The sequence below is a fragment of the Rhizobium sp. CF142 genome (assembly GCF_000281145.1).
In the GTDB taxonomy this organism is placed as follows: domain Bacteria; phylum Pseudomonadota; class Alphaproteobacteria; order Rhizobiales; family Rhizobiaceae; genus Rhizobium.
In genome coordinates this window covers 56,117-77,342 of record NZ_AJWE01000102.1, presented here as the reverse complement: position 1 = coordinate 77,342, position 21,226 = coordinate 56,117, and the positions used below count along the sequence as shown (strand labels likewise).

Genomic DNA, 21,226 nt, shown 5'->3' with positions numbered 1-21,226 from the left:
GCGGGAATTCACGTCACACGAGGTCGTGACAAGGGCAGCCGCAGGAGCTTCGGCATAACGTTTTGCGAGGAAGCGTGACCAACCGCCCCACGGCTTCGCGTTCCGCATTGGGGCCATGCTCGCCATAAGACGCTATCCTCGCGCCTGCCAACCAGCCAGCACTGCCTCACCTTCTTCAGTTCACCCCGGGTTCGGCAAGTGACCGCCTACCGACGCATGTCGTATTGATATACTCATGCATTAGCGCTTTAGAACCTCTTTGCGTAGCATGACGTGCCCCCGTTGAATTAGGCCATTCAGACTTGGAATTTTCCACTTATGATCCCTGTTGGGCAGAAGAGGAGAATTCGATGAAGGCCTCGAAGTTTTCGGAAGCGCAGATCGCATTCGTTTTGAAGTAGGCAGAGGACGGAATGCCGATCGGTGAAGTCCGCCGCAAGGCAGGAATTTCGGACGCGACCTTCTACAACTCGCGCAAAAAATATGCAGGGCTGATGCCCTCGGAGATGAAGCGTCTGCGGCAGCTCTAGGAGGAGAATGCCAAGCTCAAGCGGATGGTGGCCGACCTGTCGCTGGACAAAGCCATGCTTCAGGACGTGTTCGTCCGACGGGCTGATAGTGCCGCAAGCGTGGGGCGCTCACAATTGCGCCAATAGTTTCGATTTTATTGCGAAATTTGAAATGGTGACGGTGATCGACGGTCCCGATGGCCGCAGTATGCTGATCGTGACGCACGAGATGGCGTTTGCGCGCGACGTTTCCAATAAAGTTTCTTCACGAGGGTGTCATCGAAGAAGCCGGCGCGCCTGCCGAGCTTTTCACGCAGCCGAAATCCGAACGATTTCGGCAGTTTCTGTCAGGGCGAGGCGACGCCGTTTGACGTGCGCTTCAGATCCCGTTCGCAGCCTGATATTCAACGCTGACACGTCAATCCGACCACTTGTTTAGTGCTTGCAGGCAAGTGGCAGCAGGTTCATGCTTGTCTTCGCTTTTGAAGCCCGCCAGTAGCGGCTGATCAGCCGAACAAAGTGGGCTCTTCGTGAGACGCGTGCGATGGAATGCGCCGGCTGTGGTTTCGACATTCAAAGCGGTTTTGCTTTCTGTCCGCGATGCGGCGCAAAGCAGCCGCTCTTGTGTGCTGGCTGCGGCTACTCATGTCAGCCCGATTTCGCCTTCTGCCCCCGTTGCGGCGCGTCGCTTGCCAGCAAAATGCAGCCCGTCCTGAAGTCAAGTACCGAGGTGGCGGTACCGGAAAAATCAGACAGCGATGCCGATCGGCGGCCGGTGACCGTGCTCTTTGCCGATCTCTGCGGCTTCACCACTCTGAGCGAGCAGATCGACCCCGAAGTCATGCGGGCGCTGCAGAACGAATTGTTCGAAGAGATGACCCGGGCGGTTGAAACTTATGGAGGCTTCGTCGACAAGTTCGTCGGCGATGCGCTGCTGGCGTTGTTCGGCGCGCCTGTGGCGCATGAGGACGATCCGATCCGAGCGCTTAACGCGGCGCTCGACATGATCGATCGGGCCACCGAGGTCGGCACGCGCTGGCGTTCACGCGCGCGCGTACCGCTGCGGCTGCATATCGGCATCAATAGCGGACCTGTCGTCACCGGCGGTTTCGGTGCGGTTGGCGCAAAGTCCTATTCTGTCACCGGCGACACGGTGAATACGGCACAGCGCCTGCAGTCCATGGCCGGCGAAAACGACATCCTCGTCGGGCCGCTGACCTATCGCCTCACCCGTCATGCCTTTGCCTTCGATAGTCTCGGCGCACAGACACTGCGGGGCAAAAGTGGTAACGTCCATGTCCATCGACTGACAGGGCTCCTGGAAGCGCCGCATACCGCGCGGGGGCTCGAAAGTTTCGGCCTGCAAGCGCCGATGATCGGACGGGACGCGGAACTGTCGCGGTTGCTGACATGCCTCGATCTTGCCTGCGGCGGCACGGCACAGCTTGTTCGCTTGATCAGCGAAGCGGGCATCGGCAAATCACGCCTGGCGAATGAATTCGTGACAATCGCCGGCAATGCCGGCCGTTTCCCGGGCCTCGCCATTCGCAAAGCCACTTGCTCTCCCCTCGGCGAACAATCCTATGGTACGCTTGCCGCCGTGGTGCGGAGCGCCTACAGCGTCGGCGAGCGGGATGATCCCGACAGGACGCGGCAACTGCTGTCGACGGGGTTTCGCGCGTTGGATTTCACGCAGGAGGAAGTCGAGGGGCTTTTGCCGCTCTTCCTGCATGTCCTCGGCCTCGGTGACCCCGACGGCGCGTTGCGGCATATCGAGCCGGAGCAGTTGCGGCGGCAGATCTTCTATGCGGTCCGCACCGTCTTCGAGCGGCGGCTGGGACAGGGTCCGCTGCTGCTCGTTATCGAGGATCTGCATTGGGCGGACGCCGCCTCGCTGGAAGTGCTTCGCTTCATGATGGACCGGCTGGAGCGCAGCCGGCTGATGCTGCTTGCGATCTACCGGCCGACATCGCAGACCGACCCGCTGAATTCCGATCGTGTCAGCGTCACCGTGCAACGCCTTGGTCCGCTCATGGCAGCCGACGGGCAGAAGCTGCTTGCCGCGTTTTTCGGCGAGGCTCACGGAAAGCTGCCGGTCTTGATGCGAAAGCGCATCCTTGAGCGGGCCAGCGGAAATCCGCTTTTCATCGAGGAAATCCTTCGGGGACTGATCGACATGGGCACGTTGCATCATGACGGTCAGCACTGGCATGTTGCGGCCGAAGACACGGATGTCGATATCCCGGTCAATCTGCAAGCGCTGCTGCTTGCCCGCGTCGATCGTCTGCCGCAGGAGATAAGGCGGTCGGCGCAAGAGGCGGCGGTGGTGGGACCGAAGTTCGATACCGCGCTCCTGCGCACCGTCGCCACCGATCCGGCCGGCATCGATGCTGCATTGGATTACCTCTGCGACGCCAATATCATCGAGGAACTGCGCGGCCCCGATGCCGCTGTATCGCCGGGCTATCGATTCAGCCAGACGCTGATGCATGACGTCATCTACCATAATCTCCTGCTGCAAAAACGCATGGAGCTTCATCGACGGATCGGCCAGTTTCTGGAACGCCAATATGGCGCCTCTCCCGACCGGCCCGAGCATCTGGCGCTGCTCGGCCACCACTTCAGCCTAACCACCGAAAGAGCCAAGGGAGCAGCCTATCTGATGGCGGCGGGCGATCTGGCGCGCAAGACCTACGCCAATGACGATGCGATGCGCCTTTACCGCCAGGCGCTTGCTGCCTTCGCAAACGAAGCCGAGGTGACGCCGGAGCAACCGGCACTCCTGGAGCGCCTTGCCGATCTCTGCGGCCCGGCCGGTCTGCGCGACGCTGCCTTGAACCATTACCAATGCGCGCTTGCGATCCATCGCTCCAAGGACGACCCTATCGCCGCAGCGAGGATACTGCGAAAGATCGGCCGCCTGCATCTCGATGCCGGGCGCCGCGATCAAGCGGAGACACATTGCGCCGAGGCTGAAGCACTGATCGCGGCGATCGATGCGCCGGTCGAACATGCGCATCTTCTACAGGAGCGCGGTCATCTGGCCTTCCGCATGGGGGATCAGGCCGCTGCCGCCGAGTGGGCCACGCAAGCCCTACAACGCCTGCAAACGCTACCGATCGACGGAACGACTGAGGCCGGACGGGAGGCAGCGCGCGCGATGGCGGAGGCGCTGAACACCAAGGGTGCCGCACTTGCGCGGCTCGGGCGGCGGCGCGATGCCGTGCTGGAAGTGGAACACAGTCTTTCCGTCGCCGAAAAGGCCGATCTGCAAAGTGCCGCCTGTCGCGCCTATTCCAATCTCGGTGTCCTCTACACCATCGTCGATCCGGGCAACGCCATCAGGATCTGCCGGCGCGGACTAGAGGTGGCGACCCGTATCGGCGATCTCGGCTTCCAGGCGCGCCTTCTCGCCAATCTCGCAGTCTCCTGCTGCACTTTCACCGATCGCTGCGCCGCCGAAGGCGTGCCGGCGGCGGAAAAGGCCGTCGAAATCGACCGGGCGCTCGATCAGCGCGATCATCTCTCCGTGCCGCTGATTGTGCTCGCCCAGATTCATCAGTGCCATGGGCAGCCGAAGCTAGCTCGTAAGTATTACGAGGAAGCCCTTGAGGTTGCGAAGGAAATTGACGAGCCGCAATTGCTCTTTCCGTGCTATGATGGTCTGGCGACACTCAGCCTCGAGCATGACGACATAGACGAGGCGGAACGGTATTTCACGCTGGCACAGGATGTATGCATCCGCCACAACCTCGATCCAGCCACGCTCGTCGTATTGCCGTTCCTCGACTGACTGTCCCCGTTGCAACGACTGCAGGAGATCGATGAGGAGAATCGTATCCAACGCATAAAGGGAGGAATGAAAGATGCAGGAGAACCACGTAGCAAAACCATTGCAGCCAGGAGATCGCGCGCCGAACGTGGTGCTGGATGCGATCACCCGCCAGGGCAAGATCGCCATTGACGATTTTCGCGGCCAGAAGCCGGTGCTCGTCGGGTTGTTCCGCGGACTGCATTGCCCCTTCTGTCGCCGGCAGATCGCCGCTATGGCCGAACTCACCGATGCCTTACAGGAGAAAGGCATCGATAGCCTGACCGTCGTCAACACGCCGATCGATCGCGCCCGCCTCTATTTCCGCTACCACCCGCTTCCCAATCTGCTGGCGGCTTCCGATCCGGAACGGGTATCGCACAAGGCCTTCGGCCTGCCGAACCTTCAGTTCACGGAAAACGAGAACGACTGGCCGCACAAAGTCAGCATGAGCACTGTGTCCTCGATGCAGATCGACATGCCGGGCGAGCTTCCGGCGCCCATGGGCGTGATGGAGGCGGTGGAATATCTCGACAAGGCGGATGGCTATGAATTCACCGAGGACGACACGCAGATGATCGCCACCGGCCACGGCCAACTTGTCGGCGAATTTCTGCTCGATCGAGATGGCGTCGTGCGTTGGTGTTTCACCGAAGTCGAGGATGGTGGCCGCCATATGTTCGGCGGCCCCGCCCCGCGGGAGGTGATGTCGGCAGCTTCGAACATGGCAGTCTGAGACGAATTGCTGGTGCGACAAGCGACGACAAGATTATGTCGTCGCTTGAGGGACTGATGGTGACCGATCTTCTGGTTACCGAGAACATGGATGGGGAAAACACAACCATTCATCGTGGCGGATCCCACACCCGCAGTCCTGACAACCGCTACCACCCGTCGCGTAAAAAGCTGCCGCGCAAACCTCATCCCTGAGGCCCAGAGGATCCTTGTCCGCCGCCCACGCCAAAATCCCGTTCGTTTGGATAAAATCTCAATTAGTTTGGATGTCATCGCAGGGCTGAAACTGGAAACGCAGGTCGCGGGCACCTACCTAAATTATTGGTCCTACGCAGTCGGCGTTTGAGAATACGATTCTGGAATTCCAATAAGCTTAGCTAGAATTACGATTTTTTTTGATCCAGAATTCCCTTCTTTTGGTGCGGACACGGCGAGGCAAGCCTGGGGCGAAATGACGATCACATTCGAAGTCTTCTCCGACCACTGGGCGCATCTCGGCGAGAGCCCGATCTGGTCGGAGACTGAAAATTGCATCTGGTGGGTTGATACCGATGGCCGCAGGCTGCTTCGCACTGATTCGACAACCGGCAAGACCTCGACATGGGACGCACCCGAAGCAGTCGGCTGCATTGCGCTGCGGACAGATGGAACGTTGCTCGCAGGCCTTGCGACCGGCATTTTCCTCTTTGATCGGCGGACAGGCCTGTTCACGCGCGTCTGTGCGCCGGAAAGCCGCGCGGATGTGCGCTTCAACGATGGTACGCTCGATCCCGCCGGCCGGCTCTGGGCCGGCACGATGCAACGAGAGATCGCAGCGCCAGCGGGAGCGATCTTCTGCATCGAGCCCGATTTTAGCCACCGCAGGGTTTTCGAAGATTTCTGGACGCCAAATGGCCTAGCCTTCGATCCGATACGACAGAGAATGTATTTTTCCGATTCCCATCCTTCGGTTCAGGCCATCTGGACCTGCGACTATGATCTTGCCACCGGCACGCCGTCCAACCGGCGGGTCTTTGCGACCACGCATGCCTTTGCCGGACGGCCCGATGGCGCATTCGTCGATGAGGACGGCGTCTACTGGATTGCCGGTGTCGGCGGCTCGCAGTTGCTACGCTTTGCGCCATCGGGTGAACCGCTTGAGCCGGTGGAGCTACCGGTAACCCATCCGACCAAGCTCGTGATGAACCGGACAATGCCGCGCATAGTCTTCGTCACCACGCGACGCATGGCCGCTCCGGATCAAAGCGACGCCTCCGGCCATCTTCTGCGCTGCCTGCTTGTCTGAGGCTGCCCTTAGCGCTGGACGAAATCGGGATATTGTTCGCAGATGAAATCGATGATCGACAGCGTACCGGACAGGTGCTTGCGCATGGCCGCGACCGCCCTTTCAGGTTCGCCGGAGCGAACCGCTTCAACAATGGCACGGTGATCGGCAAGCACCGTCTCCAACTTGCCGGGCATCGGCAGGTTGAGGCGGCGCAGCCGGTCGAGATGGACGCTCAGACGCCGCACCGTTGCCCAGAGACCCAGAATGCCGCTGCGCTCAAAGAGCGCGCGATGGAAATCCCTGTCGAATGAATCGAACTGATCAAACTGATCCGGCGAGGCCACCGCCTCCTGCTGCCGAAGTATCCGCTCCAATACCTGCGCCGTCTCGGCCGGGCTTTCGAGCGTCAGCCGGCGGACCGCCTCGAGTTCGATCGACAGCCTGAGGAAATGCGCCTGGGCGGCGTGGTCGATATCGATCTTGGCGACAACAGTCGCATATTGCGGATAGACCTCGACCAGTCCCTCCTCTTCAAGCCGTATCAGGGCGTCGCGCACCGGCGTCTGGCTGACATTGAACTCGCTCTGCAGCGCGATGCGGGACAGAACCGTTGTCGGCGTCAGATCCATGGAGAGAATGCGGGAACGAAGGATTTCAAGAATTTGCGGCGCGACCTGGCGTGTTCGGTCAAGGGCAAATTGCGTCCGGTTAACTTTCACGCCTAGCCATCCATCCTGTCGAAGCACTGCCGATCGTTTAAACATATTTTGTGGCTTGATGCACTGATACATTAGTGCTTTAGTCAAGCCAATGCAAAGCCGTTTCGCCAGAAACGGGACGGCATTTTCTTCAGTTCGAGACAGGACTTCAAAACGATGAAGGCCAGAAAGACACCTTCCAAGCTGCGCAGTGCCAGATGGTTCGCGCCCGACGACCTCAGAAGTTCAGGCCACCGTTCGCGTACCATGCAGATGGGCTACGCGCCGGAGGAATGGGCGGGCAAGCCCGTCATCGCCATCCTCAACACCTGGTCAGATGCCAACCCCTGCCATGCGCATTTCAAGCATCGCGTCGAGGATGTGAAGCGCGGAATCCTCCAAGCCGGCGGTTTCCCGCTCGAACTGCCGGCGCTGTCGCTGTCGGAAAGCTACGTCAAGCCGACGACCATGCTCTATCGCAACATGCTCGCCATGGAGGCGGAAGAGCTGCTGCGTTCACATCCGGTCGATGGCGCGGTGCTGATGGGCGGCTGCGACAAGACCACGCCCGGTCTTGTTATGGGTGCGCTCAGCATGGGCCTGCCGATGATCTACCTGCCGGCTGGCCCGATGCTGCGCGGCAATTATCGTGGTGAATATCTGGGCTCCGGTTCGGATGCATGGAAATTCTGGGACGAGCGCCGTGCCGGCACGATTTCTGAAGCCGAATGGGTCGAGGTGGAGGCCGGCATCGCCCGCTCTTACGGCCACTGCATGACCATGGGCACGGCGAGCACGATGACGGCAATCGCCGAAGCGCTCGGGCTGACGCTGCCGGGCGCGAGTTCCATTCCGGCCGCCGATTCCAACCATATCCGCATGTCGTCGGCGGTCGGCCGGCGCATTGTCGAGATGGTCTGGGAAGACCTCGTGCCCGCTAAGATCGTTACACAGGCGGCAGTCGACAACGCCGTGACGGTCGCCATGGCGACAGGCTGTTCCACCAATGCCATCGTGCATCTGGTCGCGATGGCACGCCGTGCAGGCATACCGCTGACGCTTGACGATCTCGACCATGCGGGCCGCACAACACCTGTGCTCGCCAATATCCGCCCGACCGGCAAGACCTATCTGATGGAGGATTTTTATTATGCCGGCGGTCTGAGGGCGCTGATGGCAAAGCTCTCCTCCAAGCTCGATCTCTCGACGATGACGGTCACCGGCGCAACACTCGGCGAAACGCTTGAGGGTGCCAGATGCTATAATGACGATGTCATCCGCTCTCTCGACAATCCACTCTACCATGAGGGGTCGCTCGCGGTGCTGAAAGGCAATCTTGCGCCGACCGGCGCCGTCATCAAACCCGCGGCCTGCGATCCGCGCTTCCACAAGCATGAAGGCCCCGCCCTCGTCTTCGACAGCTATCCGGATATGAAGAAGGCCGTCGATGACGAAACCCTCGACATCACCCCGGACCACGTCATGGTTCTGCGTGGCGCCGGCCCGCAGGGCGGCCCCGGCATGCCGGAATGGGGCATGCTGCCAATGCCGAAGGCGCTGCTGAAAAAGGGCTATCGCGACATGCTGCGCCTCTCGGATGCACGCATGAGCGGCACGAGCTACGGCGCATGCATATTGCATATTTCGCCGGAATCGCATGTCGGCGGCCCGCTCGCTTTGTTGAAAACCGGCGATATCGTCCGCCTCGATCTCGAAGCCCGCCGTATCGACATGCTTGTCGACGATGAGGAACTGGCGCGCCGCCGCGCAGCCTGGGTCAAGCCGGCGGAAAAGTTCGGCCGCGGCTATGGCTGGATGTTTGCCCGCCACATCACCCAGGCCGATACGGGCTGCGATTTCGATTTTCTGGAAACCGGCTTTGGCCCCACCCCCGGCGAGCCGGACATCTATTGATTTCAGGAGACAAGATATGACCACCACTTTGAGCCAGCAAACGCGTGAGAAGCTGAAGGGCGTTTCGACCGCAACGCTTTGTACCGCTCTTTTCAAACGCGGTCTGCGCAACCAGTTCATCCAGGACGTGCGCCCGCTCTCGCCGAAGAGAACCAACATGGTCGGTCAGGCTTTCACGCTGCGCTATATCCCGGCGCGCGAAGACCTGAACACGCTTGATGTCTTCCGCAATCCGGAACATCCCCAGCGCGCCGCCGTCGAGCGCTGCCCGCCGGGCGCCGTGCTGATCATGGATAGCCGGCGGAATGCGCGTGCTGCCTCCGCCGGCTCGATCCTCGTCTCGCGCCTGCAGGTGCGCGGCGTTGCCGGCGTCGTTACCGACGGTGGTTTCCGCGATAGCCCCGAAATCGCCGGTCTCGATATTCCTGCCTATCACCACCGGCCTTCGGCGCCGACCAACCTGACCCTGCATCAGGCGATCGAGATCAATGTCCCGATCGGTTGCGGCGACGTTCCTGTCTTCCCCGGCGACGTCGTGGTCGGCGACAATGAGGGCGTCGTGGTCATCCCCCTGCATCTTGCCGAGGAAATCGCCGCCGAAGCCGTCGAGATGACGGCCTACGAGGATTTCGTCACCGAGGAGGTGCTCGGCGGCGCGACCATCATCGGGCTCTATCCGGCGACCAGCGAAGCACCGCGCGAAAAGTTCGCGGAATGGCGCAAGAAGAATAACCGATAGGTGCGGAAAGGGGCAGCTTTTACCCCTTTTTCATTCCTTGACCGCGCCTGTCATCGACGAGACGTAATAGTCCACGAAGAACGAATAGAGGATGACAACGGGCAGCGAGCCGAACAGCGCTCCCGCCATCAGCGATCCCCATTCGAATACGTCGCCACGCACCAACTCTGTCAGCACGCCAACGGGGATCGTCTTGTTCTCCGACGACTGGATGAAGGTCAGGGCGTAGATGAACTCGTTCCACGACAGGGTGAAGGCGAAGATGCCGGCCGAGATCAGGCCGGGCACTGCCAATGGCAGAATGATCTTCGTCAGGATCTGCCAGCGATTGGCGCCATCCACCAGCGCGCTTTCCTCCAGTTCGAACGGGATCGAGCGGAAGTAACCCATCAGAAGCCAGGTGCAGAAGGGAATGAGGAAGGTCGGATAGGTGAAGATCAGCGCGAGCCGCGAGTCATAGATCCCCAGCTTGAAGACGATGAAGGCAAGCGGGATGAACAGGATGGATGGCGGCACGAGATAGGCAAGAAAGATAACGAGGCCGATGGAACGGGAGCCGGTGAAGCGCACGCGCTCGATCGCATAGGCGCCGAAGACCGACGCCACAAGCGACAGGAAGGTCGAGCAGACCGCGACCAGGATAGTGTTCCACATCCAGCCCGGATAGGACGTTTCGAGGAACAGATATTTGATATGTGCAAGCGTCGGCCCGACCACCCAGAACGGGCTGTAATTGCTGTAGTCGGTCAGTTGTTCGTTTGGCTTCACCGCGGTGACCGCCATCCAGTAAAATGGGAAGAGCAGCACGAAGACAAAAACCGCCATCGGAAGGTAGAGCAGCACGACCCGCCGAGGCAGGCGGTTGAGATAGCTCATGCCCTCGGCATTATCGGTCAGGACAACGTGAGTGGTGTTGGAATTGGTCGACATTATTTCTCTCCCTAATCCTGTCCGCCCTGCTGCCATTTGCGGCGCTGCAAGCCGAAGAAGCTGAACATGATCGCGCCGAGCAGGAAGGGGATCATGGCGACTGCGATCGCGGCGCCCTCGCCGAGCTGGCCGCCGGGAATGCCGCGCTGAAAGGACAATGTTGCCATCAGATGCGTGGCATTGACCGGCCCGCCCTTGGTCAGCACGTAGATGAGCTGAAAATCCGTGAAGGTGAAGAGCACGGAGAATGTCATCACGACGGCGATGATCGGCGTCAGCATCGGCAGCGTCACATAGCGGAAGCGCTGCCAACTGGTCGCCCCGTCAAGCGACGCAGCCTCCTGCAGCGAGGCTGGAATGGTCTGCAGGCCAGCAAGCAGCGAGATCGCCACGAAGGGAATGCCACGCCAGACATTGGCGATAATGACGGAAATGCGCGCATTGGTGGGATCACCGAGGAAGTTGATCGGCGCGGAGATAAGACCAAGCTGCATCAGCGACCAGGAAATGATCGAGAACTGGGAATCGTAGATCCACCAGAAGGCCAGGCCGGACAAAACGGTCGGCACGACCCAGGGCAAAAGCACGATCGCCCGGAAGAAGCTCTTGAACGGCAGATGCTGGTTCAGAAGCAGCGCCAACCAGAGACCAAGCGCGAACTTCAGTATTGAAGCGACGAAGGTGTAGAGGACAGTGTTGAAGACCGACAGCCAGAAGACATCATCGTCCATCAGGTATTGGTAGTTCTCCAGCCCGATGAAGATGCCGTCGCGGCCGATGCGCGTATCGGTGAAGCCGAGCCAGACGCCGAGCCCCAACGGATAGGTCAGGAAGCAGACCAGGAAGACCGCCGCCGGCAGCATGAACAGGAAGCCGAGCACGTTGTTGTTCTGCAGGAGCGAGGATGTCGGTCCGCGCGTATCTCCGGAATTCACCGTCGACATTGCTTATCTCCAGATTGCGATATGCCCTAGAGACTTGCGGCAGGCCGTTTCCAGCATGCCGCAAGTCTTGGAAAAGTGGGATCAAACGCGGTAGTAGCGGTTCGCCCGGCGCTCGGCCTCCTTCATCGCATCCTCTGGCGACCTCTGGCCCGTGACGGCCGCCGCATACATGTCGACCAGCACGTAGTCGGCCATGGTCGCGGCCGAGGCATAGCCGAGCGGGCCGGCATAGCCGTTCGGGCGCAGCTTTTCCGAGGCACGCGCGTAAGGCGCATGGATCGGATCAGCGGTCCAGATCGGGTTCTTGGCGAATTCCTTGAGCGGCTGGCAGCAATAGGCGCTGGAGCCCTGGATCCAGGCATTCATCTGATCGGCTTCCATCATGAACTTGATGTAGGCCTTTGCTGCTTCAGGATATTTGCTGTGCTTGAAGAGAAGCAGCGAACTTGTCTGGTAAAGCTCGACGCTCTGGCCGACAGGGCCGATCGGGAAGTTCGTCGTTCGTATATCCTTGGTGATTTCTGCGAGCTTGGGATCGCCCTTGGCAGTGTAATAGACCGACACACCGTTGGCGATCAGCGAAACCTGGCCGGCGAGGAAGGCGCGATTGTTGTTGACGTCCTGCCAGCTTTCCGTGCCCGGAATGAAGGTCGCATAGAGCTCCTTGGCATAGTTGATCGAAGCCAGCGTTTCCGGGCTGTTGATCGTCACCTTGCCGCCTTCGTCGACCATCTTGCCGCCGTGGCTCCAGAGCAGCCAATGGGCGTAGTTGTTGCCATCGCCGACAGCCTTGCCGTGCGGGAAGCCGGCGGGCGTGCCCTTAGCCTTCATCGCCTTGCAAAGCTCAAGGAAGCCTGCAGTATCCTTGGGGAACTCGCTGAAGCCAGCCGCCTTCACATGACTGTCGCGATAGACCACGGCATTGCCGATCGCCGTCAGCGGCATGGCGATGAACGTATCTCCGCGTGAGGCATAACCTTTGACGCCATCGTACCAGCCGCCATATTTGTTGCCGAGATAATTGGCGAGCTCGGTCAGGTCGACCAGCTTGTCCGGATACTGATGAGCATCATCGAACCAGCACATGATGAGGTCAGGACCGGAACCGACATTGGCCGCAACCGCAGCTTTTGGGCGAATGTCCTCCCAGCTCTCCTTGTCGACGCGGACCTCGACACCGGTCGCCCCGGTGAATTTCTTGGTGTTTGCAAGCCAGGCTTCCTCATCGCCTTTCACGAAGGGTGTCCAGCGCAGCAGGCGCAGGCTCGCTCCGCTCTCCGGCGTATAGGTCGGTTCGGCCTGTGCGAAAGAAGGCCTGATGCCCAGACCGGCAACACCGGCTGCGGCTGCCGAAGCAGCAAGAAATTCACGTCTCTTGATCGTCATGATATTCCTCCTCCTTGAAAAAAGCGGGAGAGAATTCTCCGACATTCATCTCCCGCTTGATGAACGGCGGTACCTGCATCCGGAAATGGGACGCCTGCCATCTGGCGACTGAACGGGAAGACTCCTCCTCTCCCGCGCCCTGCCTGAAGGCGTCAGCTGGTCAATCTCTGGCCACTTTCGGCATCGAAAAGATGAACATGCGAGGCGTCGATTGCGACATTCAGGCTTTCGCCTGGGCGGGCGTTGACGCGTTCACGGAAGACGCAGTTGAGATCGCTGCCGCCGAACTTCAGCGTGAGATGCGTCTCGTAACCGGTCGGCTCGATCACAACGATCTCGCCCGGCAGGCCGCCCGCATCGAGCGAGATATATTCCGGACGGAGCCCATAGACGAGGTCACGCCCTTTTGCGTTGTCTGGAGGATTGGCGACCGGTAGCGCCGTGCCGTCGGCGGCGATGAACCGCCTGGGGTTCTCCGGGTCGAGCCTGCCCTTGATCATGTTCATCGCAGGTGAGCCAATGAAGCCGCCGACGAAGAGATTGGCCGGCTTGTCGTAGAGTTCCAAAGGCGAGCCCACCTGCTCGACGATCCCGTCATGCATGACGACGATCTTGTCGGCCATGGTCATCGCTTCGATCTGGTCGTGGGTGACGTAGACGGTGGTGGTCTTCAGCCGCTGGTGCAGTTCCTTGATCTCGGCGCGCATGGCGACACGCAGCTTTGCATCGAGATTGGAGAGCGGCTCATCGAAGAGGAAGACTTCCGGATCGCGCACGATGGCGCGGCCCATGGCGACACGCTGGCGCTGGCCGCCGGAAAGCTGGCGCGGATAGCGGTCGAGCAGTGCGTCGAGCCCGAGAATGCCGGCAGCGTATTTCACGCGCTTTTCGGCTTCGGCCTTCGGCGCCTTGTTGAGCATGAGCGAAAAGCCCATGTTCTGCTGCACCGTCATATGCGGATAAAGCGCATAGTTCTGGAAGACCATGGCGATGTCGCGATCCTTCGGCGGCAAAGTGTTCACCACCCGCCCGCCGATCCGGATTTCGCCGGCGGAGATGTTTTCCAGCCCCGCAAGCATGCGCAGCAGCGTGGACTTGCCGCAGCCGGAAGGCCCGACCAGGATCACGAACTCCCCGTCGGCAATATCGATGTTCACGCCTTTGATGACCGGAAACGCACCGAACGATTTGCGCACATCCGCGAATTGAACGCCTGCCATACTCCCTCCTCCCAGATATCGAGCACTACACGCTATGTATGCGTATTCTCACGCCTTTTCCCGGCGGAGCACCGCCAGTCATCCACGCCCGACAAAGGGCATCTTCGTCGCCATCACAGTCATCGTCAGCACGTTGGCGGTAAGCGGCAGGCCTGCCATATAGACGACCGCATCGGCGATATGGGCAGGATCGATGGTCGCCTCCGCGGCAGTCGTACCATTGGCCTGAAGAACGCCTGTGGCCATTCTTTTCGTCATGTCGCTTGCGGCATTGCCGATATCGATCTGGCCGCAGGCGATGTCGAATTCGCGCCCGTCAAGCGCGGTCGATTTCGTCAGGCCGGTGATCGCGTGTTTGGTCGCCGTATAGGGCGCGGAATTGGGACGTGGCGTCGTTGCCGAAACCGAGCCGTTATTGATGATGCGGCCGCCGCGTGGTGTCTGGCTCTTCATCAGTCTGAACGCCTGCTGTGTGCAGAGAAAGGCGCCTGTCAGATTGGCCGAGACGATGGCGCTCCAGTCTTCGAAAGTTACATCCTCCAGCGGCATGCCCGGTACCGAGACACCGGCATTGTTGACCAGCAGATCGAGGCGGCCATGCTGATTTGCGATCGCATCGAACAATGCTCTGACTGAGACCGGGTCGCCGACATCGGCACGAATTGCGGTAACTTCCGCACCTGTCGCGCTGCCGAGTTCGGCGGCGGCTTTTTCGAGAATCTCGGCACGCCGTCCCGAGATGACGACCCTGTAGCCGGCAGCCCCGAGCCCCTTTGCGATCGCTCGGCCGATGCCCGTACCGCCACCAGTCACCAGGGCAATCTTCGACTGCCTGCCAGTACTTTCACTCATGCAATCCTCCCGCCGAGCTCATCCTCGATATGCACCTGCAGGATCTCGTCAAAACTCGCCTCCGCCTTGAAGCCGAGCGCGGACGCTCTCTTCGCATCGAACTGCGTCGGCCAGCCGGCCACGATGCGTTCGATCACCGGATCGGTCTCGCGCTTAATCAGCGCAACGGCCTTGTCGCCCGCAATCCGGCGCAACGCTTCGATCTCTTCCGAAACCAGGGCCGAGAGACCCGGCATGGTCAGGTTGCGCCGCAACCCCACCTTTGCCGTGTCGATCCTCGCCGCGTGAACGAAGAAACCGACTGCCGCCCGCGGGCTTGCAAACCAATGCCGGACGCTGTCGCTGACCGGCAACACAGCTGGTTTGCCGGAGAGCGGCTCACGCAGAATGTTGGAGAAGAAACCGGAGGCCGCCTTGTTCGGTGCACCCGGCCGCACGCAGATCGTCGGCAGGCGAATGCCGATGCCATCGAAAATGCCACGGCGCGAATAATCGGCAAGCAGCAGCTCGGCAATTGCCTTCTGGGTGCCGTAACTCGTCAGTGGCGTGGAAAAGAATTCGTCGGGAATGACATCAGGAAAAGGCGTGCCGAACACGGCGATGGAGGAGGCGAAGACCACGCGCGGCACATAGGCGGACTTCAGGCCCTGATGGCGGATCGCCTCGAACAGTGCGCGCACACCATCGAGATTGACGGCATAGCCTTTATCGAAATCGGCCTCCGCCTCACCGGAAACAATCGCAGCCAGATGAAAAATCAGACCGGGCCGGGTCTCGATCAGTTTGTCGGCAATGCCGGCCTGGGCGAGGTCGATCGTTAGGGTGCTCGACACGAACCGAAGAGCCTCGGGAACCGGCGGCTGAACTGCATCGACCAGCGTCAATCGACTGATCGCGGCGCCAAGCGCACCAGGCTCACGGGCAATTCTTTCGACCAGCTTGCGGCCGATCATGCCTGCCGCACCCAAAATCATCACATGCATATTGACTTACCTCCCAGCGCTGCCGGCGTCATTTTTTCGAGACGATCTCAATGTTTGATCGGAATCCGTTCTCCCCAGTCGGATTCCGCGCACGTCGCGCCAGGCGCAACGCCATCTCTCCTTCAAATTTTCCACTGCTTCGGACCGATACTCCGGAATGTTAGCGGCCAGACGAAACCAAACAAAACTGCAACCTGCAGGTCAACTTAACTTGCACGATCTGCGGGTGGTAGCAATCGAACATAAGTCTCATGCGCATTTTGCCCAGCGCAGCCATCAGCCCACAACCGTCATGCCCGGCAGGACGACGCCGCTCTTTTCTGCGAGGATCTTTGCCACCGCGGCATCATCTTCGAGGCCGAGACCAGCGTCGGACGCTTGCCGGAAGAGATCGAGCGCGGTCGCCGCGAGCGGCGTGACTGCACCTGCCCGATCTGCTTCAGAGGTGACGATGCCGAGATCCTTGACGAAGATGTCGACTGCCGAGCGCGGTGCATAGTCACCCGAGACGATATGCTCGCCCCGGTTCTCGAACATCCAGGAGGAGCCGGCCGAAACCCGCAGCACATCGTAGAGCGTCTTCAGGTCGATCCCGGTCTTGGCCGCAAACGTCATCGCCTCGGCGGTCACGGCGATATGCACCCCGGCGAGGAGCTGGTTGATCATCTTCACCTGCGAGCCGGGACCAGGCCTGTCCCCCAGCCGAAAGACTCTGCCGGAGACTGCATCGAGCGCCTGTTTGGCACGCGCGAAAGCTTGCGGCGAACCAGAGCCCATGACGACCATCTCTCCGGAAAGTGCCTTGGCGTGGCCGCCGGAAACCGGCGCGTCGACGACAAGCATGCCGGCGGTTTCCAGCCGATCGGCAATCTCCACCGTGGCGCTCGGCGCCATGGTGGCGCAAAGCAGAAAGACGGTGCCTGCACGAGCCGTCTCCAGCGCGCCGCCAGGCCCGAACAACACATCCTCGGTCTGGCTGCTGTTGACGACAAACACAAAAACCGTGTCGGCTGTACTGGCGGCCTCGGACGGCGTTTTACACGATTTGCCGCCGGCCTGTGAAAAGCGCTGAAGAACATCCTGGCGGACATCGCATCCGTTGACGACAAATCCGGCCCGCAAGAGAGACAGGGCAGCGCCCCATCCCATCGAACCGAGGCCGATGACTGCAGCCTTGCCGACGTCTTGCAAAGTTCTCTCCATAACACCAATCCGCCGATTGATCTTGTGTTACCGATACCGGTATCGATACCAATCCCTACAATCGCTATAAATGTCAAGCGCTGCCAGTTCCACTTCAATCGCAACAAGCTTATGAATACTGGCGGCAGACGCCCTGCTATCGGGAGATCCCTTGCATACGCACAAATCCACTCTGGAAGAGGTCGCTGCGGCAGCCGGCGTCAGCAAGATGACCGCATCGCGAGCCCTACGTGGCGCGCCCGACGTCTCGATAAAAACGCGGGATAAGGTGCTGCAAGCGGCTGAGCGGCTGAATTATCTCGGCAATCGGCTGGCGCTGTCGCTGTCATCGCAGCGAACCGACCTCGTTGCCGTCGTGGTTCCAAGCATGTCCAACATCGTCTTTCCCGAAGTCCTGGCCGGCATCTCGACTGGCCTGGAAGGGTCGGGCATGCAGGCCGTGTTCGGCATTTCCGATTACGATGTGACTAAGGAGCGCAACATTATCCGAGACATGCTGTCCTGGCGGCCTTCTGCCATCATCGTCACGGGTCTCGACCAGCCGGATGAGACCGTGAGGATGTTGAAGAACGCGGCTATTCCCATCATTCAAATCATGGACCTCGACGGCACGCCGATCGATTTCAATGTCGGGCTCTCGCACGGCAAGGCGGGCGAGGAGATGGCAAGCGCACTGATTGCCGCCGGCCGGAAGCGTTTCGGCTACATCGGCAGTGCACTGGACCGGGACTTGCGCGCCGGAAAACGCAAGGCCGGCTTCGAGCGCGTCCTGCATGAGAACCGTCTCGCCTTCATCGGGCAAAGGCTCGGCGACACCCTTTCCTCTGTCGGCCTCGGCAAATATCTAACCCATCAGTTGCTGAGCGCTGAGCCGAACCTCGACTGTATCTATTATTCCAATGACGACATGGCAGCCGGAGGCGCATTCGCCAGCATGGAGGCGTCTCGCACCGACGACATTCTGATGGCAGGCTTTAACGGACTGGAACTCGCGGCCGCGCTTCCAGTGAAGATCGCCACATCCCGATCGCCGCGTCATATGATCGGTGAAGTCGCGGCGCGTTTGGCGCGCGGCTCCACGGCGCCGGACGCTCCATTGGCCAGCAAGATCACCGCCTTCGTCCCGGAGATTGCGGGCATCATATAGCTTGCGTCCCTCTCGAAATCAGGCGGCCAACTGGAGAACGGCTGCGGAAAAGCGCTCTTATCATTTAAACGAATACTGAGATTTAAATCAAATAAATCGATCCATAGCTGCCTCTGCAACTTGCTGTATCAGCGTTGTCGATATAAAGCCGTATGTGACGCAGCATGGAGAAATCATGGAACGCTCGTTTTTGACGATCGATGCCGGAGTCAACGACACCGTTATCAAAGCTCTCTCTGCGCCGGGGCGCCTGCAGCTCCTCAAACTTTTGTGCTCAAAGGGCCCCATGAACGTCAACGACATGGCCCGAACTCTGTCGTTGCCGCAGTCAACCGTCGCAACCGGAATTCAGATTCTGGAAGACGTGGGACTAGTCGAATCTCGCCTCGCCAAAGGCCGGAAGGGCAATCAGAAAATCTGCTCGGCAGTTTATGACGAAATCCTCATCAGCTTTGAGGACAAGTCCGTCAACAAGGCAGACGACGTCATCGAGGTTGAGATGCCGGTTGGGCTCTATACGAGTTGCGACATCCACGCCCCTTGTGGCCTTTGCTCAAGCGACAGTGTAATCGGCTTGCTCGACGTCCCCGACTATTTCCTTGATCCACAGCGTATGCAGGCCGGTCTCGTGTGGTTCGGAAGGGGCTTTGTCGAATACAAGTTCCCGAACAATGCCAAGGTTTTGAATAAGGACGTGCGCGCCATCGAATTTTCGATGGAACTGTCTTCGGAAGTACCGGGAACCAATCCCGACTGGCCTTCCGACATCACGCTCTGGGTCAATGGAATGCCGGTCGGCACCTGGACTTCCCCGGGCGACTATGGTGACAAGCGCGGCGCCTATACGCCTGACTGGTGGAAGCTTAAAGGCTCCCAATACGGCAAACTGAAGACCTGGCGCATCTCCACACGAGGCACATTCATCGACGGCGTCTCAACCTCCAATGTCACGGTTGGAGACCTTGCCCTCGCGCAGCATTCCTCGATCCGTCTGCGCGTCGGCATTGCCGAGAATGCCAGCCATACCGGCGGCGTGAATATATTCGGCCGTGGATTTGGGAATCATGGCCGCGACATCGTTATGCGGCTCTACATTTAACGAACAATATCGGAAATCCTGATTTCAATAGCGCGATATTTTTTTCCGCCGAAAGGCGACAACCCCGATCTAAATCACTGTGAAGTAATAATTATTTCTAACAATCCAGCAACCAATAGCCCACGCGCTGTTCAATTGACTCCCTCCCATCAAGCCATCAAGATAGCTGTATAAGAACGAAGAAATCGATATTTAAGGGAGGGTTCGTTGAAAGCGAATGTTATCGTTCATCGCGATTTTCGGGTCGCGAGCATTGATCCCAGACTTTACAGTTCGTTTCTCGAGCACCTCGGGAGAGCCGTTTACGGCGGCATATACGAGCCAGGGCATCCGACAGCCGATGCGGACGGTTTCCGCCGAGACGTCATTGATCTCGTACAGCAACTCGATACTCCCTATTGTCGTTACCCCGGCGGTAATTTCGTTTCCGCCTACGATTGGCAAGATGGCATCGGTCCGCGTTCGGAGCGTCCTGTACGTCTCGACCTTGCCTGGCGCACCCGTGAAAGCAATCAAATCGGCGTCAACGAATTCGTCGACTGGTGCAAGAAGGCGAAGACCGAGCCGATGCTCGCCGTCAACCTGGGCTCCCGCGGGCTGGATTCGGCCCGCAATTTCCTCGAATATTGCAACCATCCCGGCGGCACCTACTGGTCGGACCTGCGTCGCAAGCATGGTTGGGAAGCGCCCCATAACGTGAAATTATGGTGCCTCGGCAACGAAATGGATGGCCCCTGGCAGGTAGGACACAAGTCTGCGCACGAATATGGCCGGCTTGCCGACGAAACGGCAAAGGCCATGCGGAATTTCGACAAATCGCTGGAACTCGTGGTCTGCGGCTCCTCACATTCCGATATGAAGACCTATCCGAACTGGGAAGCGGAGGTCCTCGACGAGTGCTATGACAGCGCCGACTATATTTCGCTGCATATGTATTTCGCAAATCGCGAGAAAAATACGCTCAATTACCTTGCCCGCACGACCAAGCTTGACCGTTACATCACCACGATCGGCGGCGTAATCGACTATATCAAGGCGAAGAAGCGGTCGAAGAAGACGATCGGCATTTCCTTCGACGAGTGGAATGTCTGGTATCATTCCAACCAGCAGGACAAGGATATCCTCGCCAAGAATGAATGGCCTGATGCCCCTCATCTTCTCGAAGACGTCTATAATTTCGAGGACGTGCTGCAGGTCGGCGGTATTCTCAATACTTTCATTCGCCGTTCGGATCGCGTGCGCATTGCCTGCATCGCCCAGCTCGTCAACGTCATTGCTCCGATCATGACCGAGAATGGCGGCCCGGCCTGGCGTCAGACAATCTACTACCCCTTCTATTTCGCATCAAAATACGGCCGTGGATCGGCCCTGCAGCTCATCACCGACGTGCCGACCTATGACTGCGAAGAAGCGGACGACGTCCCCTATCTCGATGCATCAGCGGTCCTTTCCGATGACAGCCAGACGCTGACCTTCTTTGTCGTCAACCGTCATCCGCAAAACGCGCTTGACCTCGACGCTCGGCTGGATGGCTTTGCCAACGCCCGCGTGCTGGAACAGGTGGAGATGACGCATCCGGACCTGCAGGCCGTCAACACGGCGCGGCAGCCGGAGACAATCGCCCCCGTCAAAGTCGAGAACGCGAAAATCGAGGATGGCAGATTGCGCGCAACGCTAAAGCCCCAGTCTTACAGCGTCATCCGGCTGTCGGTCTGACACCTTCCCGGCCATCACACTCGTGCTGGCCTGGAGAATATCCGCTCGCTGCGAGGAGGCAGCCGAGCCGGAG

The 21,226-nt window shown here is 59.6% G+C and carries 17 protein-coding genes and 2 pseudogenes; 11 read left to right on the top strand and 8 right to left on the bottom strand.

Annotated elements, in window-relative coordinates; translation table 11 throughout:
• Positions 1-350: 350 nt before the first annotated feature.
• From PMI11_RS23505 to PMI11_RS23485, 6 genes and pseudogenes are all read left to right on the top strand, one after another.
• Positions 351-614, top strand: a pseudogene (locus tag PMI11_RS23505) (transposase); the annotation flags it as partial.
• A gap of 91 nt (positions 615-705) precedes the next feature.
• Positions 706-880 (top strand): annotated as a pseudogene (locus PMI11_RS38190) (histidine/lysine/arginine/ornithine ABC transporter ATP-binding protein); the annotation flags it as partial.
• 173 nt (positions 881-1,053) lie between these two features.
• Entirely contained in the window at positions 1,054-4,302 is a 3,249-nt protein-coding gene (locus PMI11_RS23500; RefSeq protein WP_007822096.1) for an adenylate/guanylate cyclase domain-containing protein, read from the top strand.
• A 73-nt stretch (positions 4,303-4,375) separates the two neighbouring features.
• Positions 4,376-5,056, top strand: coding sequence for a peroxiredoxin-like family protein (locus PMI11_RS23495; RefSeq protein WP_007822094.1), 681 nt, complete (start codon positions 4,376-4,378; stop codon positions 5,054-5,056).
• Positions 5,057-5,112: 56 nt separating this feature from the next.
• On the top strand, positions 5,113-5,250 hold the full coding sequence (locus PMI11_RS37615; RefSeq protein ID WP_162137080.1) for a hypothetical protein: 138 nt from the start codon (positions 5,113-5,115) through the stop codon (positions 5,248-5,250).
• Positions 5,251-5,506: 256 nt separating this feature from the next.
• The gene (locus PMI11_RS23485) at positions 5,507-6,340 is read left to right on the top strand and encodes an SMP-30/gluconolactonase/LRE family protein (protein WP_007822089.1); all 834 of its coding nucleotides are present in this window, start codon (positions 5,507-5,509) and stop codon (positions 6,338-6,340) included.
• An 8-nt stretch (positions 6,341-6,348) separates the two neighbouring features.
• Here the strand turns inward: PMI11_RS23485 and PMI11_RS23480 are convergent, their stop codons facing one another.
• Positions 6,349-7,041 carry a GntR family transcriptional regulator gene (locus PMI11_RS23480; protein ID WP_007822087.1) on the bottom strand — a complete coding sequence of 231 codons (693 nt, stop codon included), beginning with the start codon at positions 7,039-7,041 and terminating at the stop codon, positions 6,349-6,351.
• Between the two features lie 156 nt (positions 7,042-7,197).
• On the opposite strand from PMI11_RS23480, the gene araD reads away from it, so the two are divergent.
• Together araD and PMI11_RS23470 are read left to right on the top strand one after the other, a co-directional pair.
• Entirely contained in the window at positions 7,198-8,934 is a 1,737-nt protein-coding gene (gene araD / locus PMI11_RS23475; protein ID WP_007822085.1) for an L-arabinonate dehydratase, read from the top strand.
• A 16-nt stretch (positions 8,935-8,950) separates the two neighbouring features.
• A complete protein-coding gene (locus tag PMI11_RS23470) occupies positions 8,951-9,673 on the top strand; it encodes a ribonuclease activity regulator RraA (RefSeq protein WP_007822083.1) in 723 nt (240 codons plus the stop codon).
• Between the two features lie 30 nt (positions 9,674-9,703).
• Here the strand turns inward: PMI11_RS23470 and PMI11_RS23465 are convergent, their stop codons facing one another.
• The 7 genes from PMI11_RS23465 to ltnD form a co-directional block, all read right to left on the bottom strand.
• Positions 9,704-10,603, bottom strand: coding sequence for a carbohydrate ABC transporter permease (locus PMI11_RS23465; protein WP_007822081.1), 900 nt, complete (start codon positions 10,601-10,603; stop codon positions 9,704-9,706).
• Between the two features lie 11 nt (positions 10,604-10,614).
• Positions 10,615-11,547 carry a carbohydrate ABC transporter permease gene (locus PMI11_RS23460; RefSeq protein ID WP_007822079.1) on the bottom strand — a complete coding sequence of 311 codons (933 nt, stop codon included), beginning with the start codon at positions 11,545-11,547 and terminating at the stop codon, positions 10,615-10,617.
• An 81-nt stretch (positions 11,548-11,628) separates the two neighbouring features.
• The gene (locus PMI11_RS23455; protein WP_007822078.1) at positions 11,629-12,933 is read right to left on the bottom strand and encodes an ABC transporter substrate-binding protein; all 1,305 of its coding nucleotides are present in this window, start codon (positions 12,931-12,933) and stop codon (positions 11,629-11,631) included.
• Between the two features lie 152 nt (positions 12,934-13,085).
• The gene (gene ugpC / locus PMI11_RS23450; RefSeq protein ID WP_007822076.1) at positions 13,086-14,153 is read right to left on the bottom strand and encodes an ABC transporter ATP-binding protein; all 1,068 of its coding nucleotides are present in this window, start codon (positions 14,151-14,153) and stop codon (positions 13,086-13,088) included.
• 78 nt (positions 14,154-14,231) lie between these two features.
• The gene (locus PMI11_RS23445; RefSeq protein ID WP_007822074.1) at positions 14,232-15,005 is read right to left on the bottom strand and encodes an SDR family oxidoreductase; all 774 of its coding nucleotides are present in this window, start codon (positions 15,003-15,005) and stop codon (positions 14,232-14,234) included.
• Entirely contained in the window at positions 15,002-15,988 is a 987-nt protein-coding gene (gene denD / locus PMI11_RS23440; RefSeq protein ID WP_007822071.1) for a D-erythronate dehydrogenase, read from the bottom strand. The genes PMI11_RS23445 and denD overlap by 4 nt, the downstream gene beginning before the upstream one ends.
• A gap of 276 nt (positions 15,989-16,264) precedes the next feature.
• The gene (gene ltnD, locus PMI11_RS23435) at positions 16,265-17,191 is read right to left on the bottom strand and encodes an L-threonate dehydrogenase (RefSeq protein WP_007822070.1); all 927 of its coding nucleotides are present in this window, start codon (positions 17,189-17,191) and stop codon (positions 16,265-16,267) included.
• A gap of 208 nt (positions 17,192-17,399) precedes the next feature.
• Between ltnD and PMI11_RS23430 the strand changes: the two genes are divergently transcribed.
• The 3 genes from PMI11_RS23430 (at position 17,400) to PMI11_RS23420 (ending at position 21,153) form a co-directional block, all read left to right on the top strand.
• Positions 17,400-18,338: a LacI family DNA-binding transcriptional regulator gene (locus tag PMI11_RS23430; RefSeq protein WP_051034638.1), complete on the top strand. Its 939-nt coding sequence runs from the start codon at positions 17,400-17,402 to the stop codon at positions 18,336-18,338.
• A gap of 175 nt (positions 18,339-18,513) precedes the next feature.
• Complete coding sequence (locus PMI11_RS23425; RefSeq protein WP_007822068.1) at positions 18,514-19,437, top strand: ArsR/SmtB family transcription factor; 924 nt, start codon at positions 18,514-18,516, stop codon at positions 19,435-19,437.
• A 207-nt stretch (positions 19,438-19,644) separates the two neighbouring features.
• Positions 19,645-21,153 (top strand): arabinosylfuranosidase ArfA, encoded by a 1,509-nt coding sequence (locus tag PMI11_RS23420; RefSeq protein WP_007822067.1) that lies wholly within the window; start codon positions 19,645-19,647, stop codon positions 21,151-21,153.
• Positions 21,154-21,226: the final 73 nt, after the last annotated feature.